Origin of the sequence: Ochrobactrum soli, assembly GCF_003664555.1 — a bacterium.
GTDB classification, from domain to species: domain Bacteria; phylum Pseudomonadota; class Alphaproteobacteria; order Rhizobiales; family Rhizobiaceae; genus Brucella; species Brucella teleogrylli.
Map to the genome: position 1 here is coordinate 1 of NZ_RCHH01000048.1, position 1,516 is coordinate 1,516.

Below are 1,516 nucleotides of genomic sequence, written 5' to 3' on the forward strand. Positions count from 1 at the left end.
TGGGAAGAGCAGTTGAAACAGCTCTTTGCCGCCTATGTGGACGCCAAACAGCATCAAAATGTGCTCGATTATGATGATCTCTTGCTTTACTGGGCGCAGATGATGTCGGATGCCGCGCTTGCCGAGGATGTCGGTCATCGTTTCGACCATGTTCTGGTTGATGAATATCAGGACACAAACCGTCTTCAGGCATCGATCCTGTTGGCGCTGAAACCGAGCGGGCATGGTCTGACGGTTGTTGGTGATGATGCGCAGTCGATCTATTCCTTCCGCGCAGCAACCATTCACAACATCCTCGACTTTCCCAAGGAATTTTCTCCAAAGCCAGCCGACGTCATCACACTCGATCGCAATTATCGTTCAACACAGCCCATCCTTGCTGCCGCGAATGGAGTGATCAGTCTCGCCCGCGAACGGTTTACCAAGAACCTCTGGACTGATCGTCAATCGGAGCAACGGCCCATGCTTGTAACGGTTCGGGACGAGAGCGATCAGGCAAACTATATTGTCGAGCAGGTCCTGGCGAACCGTGAGGTGGGCGTCAGGCTCAAACAGCAGGCGGTGCTGTTTCGCACGTCGAGCCATAGTGGCGCTTTGGAAGTCGAACTTACCCGTCGCAACATCCCCTTCGTGAAATTCGGCGGACTGAAATTCCTCGACAGTGCGCATGTGAAAGACCTGCTCGCTACATTGAGGTTTGCGCAGAATCCGCGCGACCGTGTTGCGGGCTTCCGCCTTTTGCAGATGCTACCCGGCGTTGGCCCGCAAACGGCTGGCAAGATTCTTGACACCATTGCCCTGGACCCGGAACCTTTGCAGTCGCTTGCAGAAATTCCGCCACCGCCAAGAAGTGGGGACGACTGGCCAGCTTTTATTGATCTCCTCTCCAGCCTTCGAAAAGCCGAAGGCGGTTGGCCAGGAGAAATCGGCCTGGCGCGCGTCTGGTACGAGCCCCATCTTGAACGTCTTCATGAAGACCACGATACACGCAAGGCGGATCTGGTTCAGCTCGAACAGATCGCCAACGGCTATCCGAACCGTGAACGCTTTCTCACCGAGCTTACGCTTGATCCACCGGATGCAACGAGCGATCAGGCTGGCGTGCCGCTTCTTGATGAGGACTATCTCATCCTTTCCACCATTCATTCCGCCAAAGGTCAGGAATGGCGCTCCGTTTACATGCTCAACGTCGTTGACGGCTGTATGCCCTCTGATCTGGGGGCGGGAACGACGGCCGAGCTGGAAGAGGAACGCCGCTTGCTTTATGTCGGCATGACACGGGCCCGCGACAATCTTGCTCTCATTACACCGCAACGTTTTTTTACCTATGGGCAAAATGCGAAGGGCGACCGGCATGTATATGCTTCGCGAACGCGATTCATCCCCGCCACACTCCTTCATTTATTTGAGACGACCAACTGGCCAAAAGTAGCAGCAACCGCCAGCGAAGCCAGCGCGCGCAATGTCCGCATTGATGTCGGCGCACGGATGCGAAGCATGTGGAAGTGATGTTCCG

General features: G+C 55.4%; 1 protein-coding gene. It reads left to right on the forward strand.

Annotated features, from left to right (window positions below):
• Window positions 1-1,509: ATP-dependent helicase (locus tag D8666_RS23920; RefSeq protein ID WP_147438038.1), on the forward strand; the 1,509-nt coding region annotated here is incomplete at its 5' end.
• Window positions 1,510-1,516: the final 7 nt, after the last annotated feature.